Raw genomic sequence first — 8,569 nt, 5'->3', positions numbered from 1 at the left:
ATATAGGAAAAGAAAAAAAGAGGACTGCCAACATTTTATTGTTAGACAGTCCCATCTTTACAAATTGTGTATCCCCCGAATATGTACAATAACAAACGTAACTCGCAACCTTCACGCAACCTTTTTTCTCGAAATATTACCCTACAATTATTTACTTCGCGGTAAAACGATTTATACCATGAAACTAAAATATATCTACATCATTTTTCTAGCCACTCTCTCTTGCCAAACCCGCAACGAGGCATTAGAAACAGCCTTACAACTAGCAGGCGAAAATAGAAGCGAACTCGAGAAAGTCCTTGACCACTACTCGCTTAACCCCGCCGATTCCTTGAAACTACAAGCCGCCGAATTCCTCATCGCCAACATGCCCGGGCATTACACGCTAGAAGGCGACCTTATCAACGAATACCGGGCAAAGATAGACGCCGACACCATTGGCTCCTACTTTGCCAAAAAAACACTTGATATCTCGTTAAGCCAAATCGACCAGATACGTAAGGCCTCTCACAAAGAAGAAGACGTGAAACATATCAAAGCAGATTTTCTCATCCGTCACATCGATCTATCCTTCGAACATTTATACAAATACACGTGGCTCGAAGACATTCCTTTCGACATGTTCCTAGAATACATTCTACCCTATCGCTTCGAAAACGAACGACTGGATTTGTGGCGTGATTCTCTGCATATTTCTCCTAAAGCTCTAAAAGAACTTGCCTTTAAAGATAATACCATGTACAGTATATCAAAAATCGGAACGAACCTAACACTCTCCGAATCTCAAACTAATATAGGATACCAGTCTATATCTACATTATTCAATTACAATATTTATTCTGACTGCCATCATATTGCTTTAAAAGACAATTTTAGGTCACGAGTTTCAAGCCTCCCTGCCACCATCGATTTTATTCCTCATTACGCCAACCGAAATGGTTACCACTATTGGAATACAATTATTTCTTCCGAAAACAGGGATACAGAGGTGAGAGGAGCGATGGAACGTAAAGCAGCCAAGATATTCAGAAAAACGTATTCTCGCCACAACATTCCCAAAGTTGATAAAGATGAATACATTCCATCATTTTTCCTAGATCCCTTTCTAGAAGATATTAGCGAACAATACCTATATACGACAGATGTTTCCATTGACTCAAAAGTAAAAAAACAAAAACTCTCTCCGCATGCCTACTTATGTGTATTTAATAATCTTATTTGGAATCCCATTGCTATCGCAAATATAGAGGACTCCAAAATCAAATTCAAAAACATGGGGAAAAATCTCGTCTATTTACCTATTTATTACTCCAAAAAGAAAATGCAACCAATAAATTATCCATTCATATTAAACCTTAAAGGAGAAATCAAATATCTTATTCCGGACACTTGTCATCGCCAAACATTGCTTATTAAAAGGAAATATCCGTTTAATGGAACTTTACATTATTACAATCTAAAAATTGAAAAAATCATCGTTGAAGCTTCCAATCTTCCTGATTTTCTAGACAAAGATACCATCCTGCATCAATTGGAAACTTCTGCGATAACCCATGCCCAAGAAAAAGTAAAAACCCACAAGAAATACAGATACTGGCGTATCTCACATCCCCAAGCAACGAGTTTTGCAGAATTATCATTCATCGATTCTTCAGGGGAAAGGTTAAAAGGAGAAATCGATACTATATATAAAGCAGTTTTTGATGATGACCCTTTGACCAATATCTATCTCGAAAAAAACAATAACATCGTTATTGATTTCAAAACCCCGGTCAAAATATCCAAAATCATATGTATCCCGCAAAGTGATGGTAACGGAATATATTTAGGAAACGAATATGAACTTTTTTACCACGATTCAAAAAATTGGCAGTCACTAGGGCGACAAATTGCCAAAGATTATTATCTTAAGTATGACAACGTACCCCAAGGTGCATTACTTTGGCTCCATAACCATACAACGGGCATCGAGGAAAGAATATTTACTTACGAAAAAGGCAAGATTCGATTCTGGTAAAACACGAGGTTGCCCGGAAAATATTTTTCGGGTAACCTTAAACACCTCCTTTTTCCCTAACATCTATACCTTTTTCCCTTAAAATAGCAACTAACTCTGGTAAATCTTTACGATTTACACGATCCAAATAATAACGCCAAGCCAGTTTAGCTTCATAGGTTGTGATTTGTATATAAGGTATCGCATTCCCTCCATAATCAACAATATTTACTCTCGTTATATCCTTGAAATACACTTTCTTTTTCCAAAATGGGAAAATAGTATTTTTAATGAACAAAACATCATCAAACAAAACGACACAAAACCCCATGTACAATGCCATGCAAAAAGGAAATGAATAAACTATAAACAACATTTTCACCATTCTCGAACACGAAAAACCTTCTGCAATTCCATCAGGTATTATCACTAAAAGTGAAAAAACAGAACCTACAGCAAAAGGAAATCCAATTGTTGTTTTCCAAAATGATTGACGAAATACCTTCATATAACAAATTTTTTTTCAAGAGAGATTCCTCTCAATCCCTTTCATTTCCACCGTGACACCTTTAGCCTCGATTGCTTCAACTAAAGCCTTGTAATCTTGAGGATCAACGAGATCTATCGTGTAACGCCATGATATTCCAGAAGACTTTCTCGTGATTATTTTCATGTATGGATACGTTCGATCTTGCCACCACTTTATTTTCACTTTTACAATATCGACATATCGTACCTCTTTCCTCCAGAATGAATAAACTCCATTTTGCACTATCAACTTATCATCCCGCAAGATAACATAGTAAAGCCTTGAGATATAAAGTTGTACTAATATAAACACGAATACAATCGAGGCTAATATGCCTCGAATAGTAAATCCAACAGTATAGGCTGCAAATCCCCACAACAAAACAAATGTTATCAAGGCAAATTTAATATCAAATGCTGTACCCGATTTCTTGAAGGGACGACGAAATATCTTCATAACCCAACTTCTATTTTACCCACTCATCAAGATGGACTGTTTCTACCAAAATTCCCTTACCCCGAACTATATTTACAATCTCTTGATAATCACTCGGGGCTACTAAATCGATAAAATAACGCCTAGATTTCCCTTTTCCCGTGAAAACCTGAATGTAATGATTTGACATCCCACCCAACCACACGAGCGTTACTTTCACAATATCTTCATAAAAATACTCGCCTTTCCAAAAAAAGAAGACTCCATTTTGAACAACTAGCCTATCATCATATAATATTACGTAAAAAAAAGAGTATGGATGAAAGCACAATAAAAATATCAACACGAAAATAACCCCCATGCACATTTCCCATGGATAACCCATTGAATAAAAAATAGGAAAACCTAATAACAAAATAAAAACAAAACCCCATTTCGATGCTCGAATTTCTTCCGATTTCCAAAAAGAACGACGAAATATTTTCATAACAATTCATTCCTCATTTAGATTTATCTTCATCTTTAAAAATACGGGCATAGACATCTATCCCTTGGGTTTCCACCGTAACTCCTTTTGCCTCGATATCCTTTACTATAGCCTCGTAATCTTGAGGATCAACGAGGTCTATCGTGTAGCGCCATGATATCCCAGAAGGCTTTCTTGTGATTATTTTCATGTATGGATACGATTTATCCCCGTGCCACTTTATTCTTACTTTTGCAATATCTATATATCGCACTTCTTTCCTCCAGAATGAATAAACCCTATTTTGTATAATTAATGTCGTATCGGTTAAAATAATATAGTATAATTGTGATATAAAAATATGCATCACGCAAAAGCAAACTACAACTAAAAACAGAAAGCCTAGTATTGTAAATTCAGTATTAGGCAAAACAACAAGTCCCAATAAAACAAAAATTACAGTAAAAAATTTAACTTCAAAGATGGTATTAGATTTGCTAAATGGACGACGAAATATTCTCATACTATATTATTCATTTAAATCTTTCTGACTTTTTAGTATAAAGATAATAATTAATATCCTTGATTTATAAAAGTCAGAAAGATTATTCTCTAAAATTCAATTTCAAGCTAATGACGAAGTATTTGCAGGAATGAACACATAAATACGTCCTCCATCATCCATGGGTACTTCAATTAACAATGGATGAAGTAGGGCTAAAGACATCGTAGAAGAAATACATCCCACAACACAACCTGCTATACCAAAAATTACAACTGGCCATCCCGTAAAAACAAGAGCAAGAGCACTACATACTGTTGAAACTACAGTCATAACCATTTCTGCATCATACTTTTTCTCTGAAAAAGCTACATAAGTTTGATAGAGACCAACTGCCAAGCCAAGCCCACTTATAGCTTTACCAAACCTTAGAGCAACCTTATCCAAATCTACTCCTTGCATAAATTTATAACAAGAAGTTATTATCCCTGGCACTGTAAGACCAATACTTGTTACATTCGCTGCAGCTTCTAACACATTCACATCTTTTGTATGATAAGCATAGACATTACGAGTCCTTAAATTCTCCATCATTTCATCAACAAGTTCACGTCCTCGCATATAATCCTGATCATATCCGCCACTACCTGTACCACCTCCAGTACTTCCACCACCCGTGTTTCCTCCTCCGGTTCCGCCGCCGCCGATAGGACCGCCACCACCACCCGAGCCGGGCCACCAACCTCCGCCGCCGCTTTCACTACTTGAATACGTCGCAGAACGTGACGTGGTTCCCTCTTGAAATGCAAGCATTGAATAATCTAATGGTGTCCCTTTCTGCGTATGAATAGCAAAACCATATCCTTTGGTAATCAACAATGTATCACAAACTTGTCCATTCTTATACTCAACCGCTTTTCTAAAATCACCATTCAATTCAGAATAAAACACTCTCCCTGTAAAGGAGGCATTCTCTCCCCCAACGACCTCGTTGTCCGGAAGTAACGTCGCTATAAACATATCTGTTTCATTCTTGTCTTTCTGTCGAGCAATGACCAAACGACGTTGGCAACATATCACCTTCTCTTCCTCAAGAAATTCATTATCTTTAGCGATACTTTCCACGCACACCACCTTCGACGGGGAATTAAGAGGAACTTCCGTGATAAAATAATCCTCGTTCTCGGACTCTATTGCCTCATCCCACTCCGGAATCAACTCCGGCACAACAAAACTAGAAGCTCTCGAGAGAGGATTCTTGAAAGTAAGCGGGGCCAAATCCGTAGCGTTCTTCTCGAAATAAGCTCGTGCTTCTGACACGTCAATCTCTTGGGAACGCTGTCCCTCGAAATCATCTGAACAGGAATAAATCAAAGCCAAGATTATTCCCAAAATCCAAAACTTCGTTTTTCTCATAATCACTTTTTTTTAATGGTTTCTAAACAAGTTAAAACTCTCTTTTATTTAGCGTCATGACTGCTCTCCATTTTCCTCCAAAAATGCTCTCGCTTCTCCTCGTGCCCGTATCACGGAGGAATTCACCACTTTCACGGGAATCGTCAACATCTGCCTCGCTTCCCGCCCTGCTTCCCCCGGCTTCCCCTTCAACCGATACAACTTGAACAAGAGATGATGAGGCACTATATAATTAGGTATCATATTCGCCGCGAGACGGTATTTCTGCTCCGCCTCCTTCCATCGCCCCTGATAGAAATAACATTTCCCCAAATCACTCGCCAATTCAGAGGTGGGACGTAAGCTCAATCCCTTCTCAAGTACGGGCTGCGCGTTAAGCAAATCCCCTCTCGTGTACAAAGTCCTCCCGTAACGTAAAACAAAATCGGGATTACCCCCCAAACGCTCGTAACACACCTTCAGTTCACTCGTCTTCATCCGGGAAGAAACCTCCCGGGCTTCTGTCAAAAGAATATCCGCTTTCTTCTCGTGATAATACTCGATAGACAAGACAAACAAGAATAAAACAACCGCTATTCTCAATATAAAAGCAAAACTCGTGTCCAAGTCAACAATCCATTCCCTGGCGTGACGGGCATCACGGGCAACAATTGCCAGCGAAATAATGGCAACAGCACTCACGAGCTCGACAGAGAGAGGATAACTAAACAGCCCGAATCCCAAAATCACAACCAAAACACCCCCGGCAAAACGAGAAACTCGATTCCCTTTCGCGGCGAAATACAATCCCATCACGACCACCCCCACGAAAAGCAACAAACCCACGATCCCTGTTTCACAAGCCACCCGCAAAAATTCATTAAAAGCGTACTCGTTGTTTCCCGCCACCGACACGAAAGGGGAATCGGGATGCATCTCGAACCACGCTCCCTGCGCAGGCATGTAGGCGGCAGAAAAAGAACCGCAACCAAACCAAGGCGCATCACGAAACATCGTACCGGCAACCCGCCAAATCAAGAAACGCCCTTGCACCGACGCCGGATGCACCAGATAAAGAACATATATTATACTCACGGGAACAACTATCGCAAACAGCAAGAAAATATATTTCCCGATACGATACTTTTCACGGATATTTCCAAAGAACCGAGCAACACCCCATTCTCTCCCCGTCAACACGATCCATAAAATTCCAATACCCAATCCTACCCACGCCGCACGGGAACCCAAGAATCCCAAGGTAATCAATAGTAACACGATCCCTATTCCCCGCAAACAGCGCAAATAAAACTTTTCCCTTCGATAAAAACCGACCAAACCGGCTAAACAAGCGATTGCAAGAAAAACAGCCAATATAGCGGGATTCATAAACCCTCCCGTTCCCGGGTACAAATAATGATACGACGGCAGCCAGCCTCGCAATTGAGTCCAAAACCACATCGCCTGAAAAATTCCGGCAACAAACAACACGTCAAAATAATACACCCTCACTCCCGTGTTTCGAACATAAACATACAACATGATCGCCGCACCACCTAACAGCAACTTCCAGGCAAATATAGAAGAACCAATCCCAACCGTTCGCCCCGTGTACCACGTCACGAACAACAAGAAAAACAAATCTAACAAATTAAAACGACACCTCCTGCTCCCGGGAAACACGACCAAACAGACGAGCAACAACAACATACCCGCGAACCCTGCCGTAATACCCGGCAAAGAACGGTCCACGTGAAATAGCACGGGAACAAGTAGCAAGATAAAGTATAACGGTACATTTTTAAGTGCAAACATATATCCTCATTTTATAAACATCCTACTTTTACCAAAGTCCCATCAACCGTCACACCATAAATATTTTGATCCTCCAAATCAAAATTTATATTTACCAAAGGTGTATCAAACAAACAGGATTTCACCAAATTCCCCTCCCAATCATACACGAGCAATGTCTGACACTCGAAAGCCCGTCCACGGTCTACCCGATAAGTTTTCCCGGAATAGAGAGCGTACACCCTGTCCCCCGTTACGGCAATATCTATGAACCCGAAACGATTATCTTGAGTGTATGCCACCCGGGAAGAAGGAACTTCCGTGATCTGCACACTCGGGTAGTGCAAGCGAACCGTTTTTACCCGTTCGATAGAACCCGCCACTATACGGCAAAAATCAATCGCACCGCTATACATATCGGCACACACGAAAGCGGACTGGTCGGGACTAACACGTAAAACACTACTGGCATAAAGTATTGCTTTCGTTTTTTCCCGCAAATCCGAGAACCCCGGGGTTTCAGGATAAGAGAGAAAATAGCGTGCCGAACCGTCCGCTAAAGAATAAAACAAATAGCGTCCCTCTTCATAAAGTCCCGTGGAAATCACGAAATTCTTCGCTTTCACCGCAACAAGATGTTGTTTCCCCTTAGGCAATTGAATAACGACCTCTTGACTTCCACCTCGTGAAAGCGGGGCAACCGGACTTTCTATCAATTCCCCTTTTTCGAAATCCAAAGCCGTCACGCTGGAACCGTCAAATGAATTGAAAGAACTCAACGAACGCACACGCTTCGAAGCCACAGAACTTCTCGCACCAACATCCCTCCGCTCCGGATGCTCCAAATCAAGAGAACGCCCAACCCCTTCCGAAGTATAGGTTGTCCCCACTACTAATTTATTCCCTCTCTTGACAAACCCATTCATATCATTTATCCCGCTTCGGAATAAATCTGCCAATCGCACCACGGTTGTCCTTTCGCTCTTTACCGAATCTATGCTATCGTCACCCGTGTAACGATCGGAGCACCCGAGCAAGATACTTCCGAGTAGCACATTCAATAACACTTGTTTCATTCCAGTATCAATGTTATTCCCTCAATATCAAGACCACCCAAAAGACAAAAGCCTTTCGCTTTAACACAAGGGTAATATGGATTCCCACCCCCGGATTCAGGAGCGGCAAGAGCTTCCAAATTCGTCATTTTCAAGGACGATTCTCCCTTTCGCGTATTAATACCCATATTCAAGTTCATCATCATCCACGACAACAGTATTACAAAAACTCCGATTTTTAACCATTTTTTTCTCATAACACAAATTATTTTGGTTTATTGCAAAAATGTTTCTTTTTGAATAAAAAAACGAACAAAAAGGTTGCGTGGATGTTGCGAGTTTTGTAAATTTGAAACAATAAATGATTTAGATGAATTTGCGTCTACAATATATTTGG

At 40.3% G+C, this 8,569-nt stretch carries 9 protein-coding genes; 1 reads left to right on the top strand and 8 read right to left on the bottom strand.

Annotation, left to right across the window (positions count from 1 at the left end; translation table 11 throughout):
* Positions 1-178: 178 nt before the first annotated feature.
* The gene (locus L0M98_RS17265; protein ID WP_227217051.1) at positions 179-2,017 is read left to right on the top strand and encodes a hypothetical protein; all 1,839 of its coding nucleotides are present in this window, start codon (positions 179-181) and stop codon (positions 2,015-2,017) included.
* A 37-nt stretch (positions 2,018-2,054) separates the two neighbouring features.
* Here the strand turns inward: L0M98_RS17265 and L0M98_RS17260 are convergent, their stop codons facing one another.
* The 8 genes from L0M98_RS17260 to L0M98_RS17225 all read right to left on the bottom strand — a co-directional run bounded on the left by L0M98_RS17260 (position 2,055) and on the right by L0M98_RS17225 (position 8,429).
* Positions 2,055-2,504, bottom strand: coding sequence for a hypothetical protein (locus L0M98_RS17260; protein WP_186974787.1), 450 nt, complete (start codon positions 2,502-2,504; stop codon positions 2,055-2,057).
* A gap of 15 nt (positions 2,505-2,519) precedes the next feature.
* Positions 2,520-2,981, bottom strand: a complete 462-nt coding sequence (locus tag L0M98_RS17255; protein ID WP_227217050.1) for a hypothetical protein — start codon at positions 2,979-2,981, stop codon at positions 2,520-2,522.
* A gap of 10 nt (positions 2,982-2,991) precedes the next feature.
* Positions 2,992-3,447, bottom strand: coding sequence for a hypothetical protein (locus L0M98_RS17250; RefSeq protein WP_186974789.1), 456 nt, complete (start codon positions 3,445-3,447; stop codon positions 2,992-2,994).
* Between the two features lie 13 nt (positions 3,448-3,460).
* A complete protein-coding gene (locus L0M98_RS17245) occupies positions 3,461-3,637 on the bottom strand; it encodes a hypothetical protein (RefSeq protein WP_186974790.1) in 177 nt (58 codons plus the stop codon).
* Positions 3,638-4,051: 414 nt separating this feature from the next.
* Positions 4,052-5,344 carry a hypothetical protein gene (locus L0M98_RS17240; RefSeq protein WP_227217049.1) on the bottom strand — a complete coding sequence of 431 codons (1,293 nt, stop codon included), beginning with the start codon at positions 5,342-5,344 and terminating at the stop codon, positions 4,052-4,054.
* A 54-nt stretch (positions 5,345-5,398) separates the two neighbouring features.
* Positions 5,399-7,138: an O-antigen ligase family protein gene (locus L0M98_RS17235; RefSeq protein WP_227217048.1), complete on the bottom strand. Its 1,740-nt coding sequence runs from the start codon at positions 7,136-7,138 to the stop codon at positions 5,399-5,401.
* Positions 7,139-7,149: 11 nt separating this feature from the next.
* A complete protein-coding gene (locus L0M98_RS17230) occupies positions 7,150-8,193 on the bottom strand; it encodes a BF3164 family lipoprotein (RefSeq protein ID WP_227217047.1) in 1,044 nt (347 codons plus the stop codon).
* A complete protein-coding gene (locus L0M98_RS17225; protein WP_186974794.1) occupies positions 8,190-8,429 on the bottom strand; it encodes a hypothetical protein in 240 nt (79 codons plus the stop codon). The genes L0M98_RS17230 and L0M98_RS17225 overlap by 4 nt, the downstream gene beginning before the upstream one ends.
* Positions 8,430-8,569: the final 140 nt, after the last annotated feature.

The organism is Butyricimonas sp. DFI.6.44, assembly GCF_022132345.1.
GTDB lineage: Bacteria > Bacteroidota > Bacteroidia > Bacteroidales > Marinifilaceae > Butyricimonas > Butyricimonas muris.
This window is presented reverse-complemented; position numbering and strand designations above follow the sequence as displayed.

What these genes read in the sequence shown, in the direction of transcription:
- L0M98_RS17245 (WP_186974790.1), bottom strand. Translation starts at nt 3,637, where the DNA reads ATGAAAATAATCACAAGAAAGCCTTCTGGGATATCATGGCGCTACACG.
- L0M98_RS17260 (WP_186974787.1), bottom strand. Translation starts at nt 2,504, where the DNA reads ATGAAGGTATTTCGTCAATCATTTTGGAAAACAACAATTGGATTTCCT.
- L0M98_RS17235 (WP_227217048.1), bottom strand. Translation starts at nt 7,138, where the DNA reads ATGTTTGCACTTAAAAATGTACCGTTATACTTTATCTTGCTACTTGTT.
- L0M98_RS17225 (WP_186974794.1), bottom strand. Translation starts at nt 8,429, where the DNA reads ATGAGAAAAAAATGGTTAAAAATCGGAGTTTTTGTAATACTGTTGTCG.
- L0M98_RS17240 (WP_227217049.1), bottom strand. Translation starts at nt 5,344, where the DNA reads ATGAGAAAAACGAAGTTTTGGATTTTGGGAATAATCTTGGCTTTGATT.
- L0M98_RS17230 (WP_227217047.1), bottom strand. Translation starts at nt 8,193, where the DNA reads ATGAAACAAGTGTTATTGAATGTGCTACTCGGAAGTATCTTGCTCGGG.
- L0M98_RS17255 (WP_227217050.1), bottom strand. Translation starts at nt 2,981, where the DNA reads ATGAAGATATTTCGTCGTCCCTTCAAGAAATCGGGTACAGCATTTGAT.
- L0M98_RS17265 (WP_227217051.1), top strand. Translation starts at nt 179, where the DNA reads ATGAAACTAAAATATATCTACATCATTTTTCTAGCCACTCTCTCTTGC.
- L0M98_RS17250 (WP_186974789.1), bottom strand. Translation starts at nt 3,447, where the DNA reads ATGAAAATATTTCGTCGTTCTTTTTGGAAATCGGAAGAAATTCGAGCA.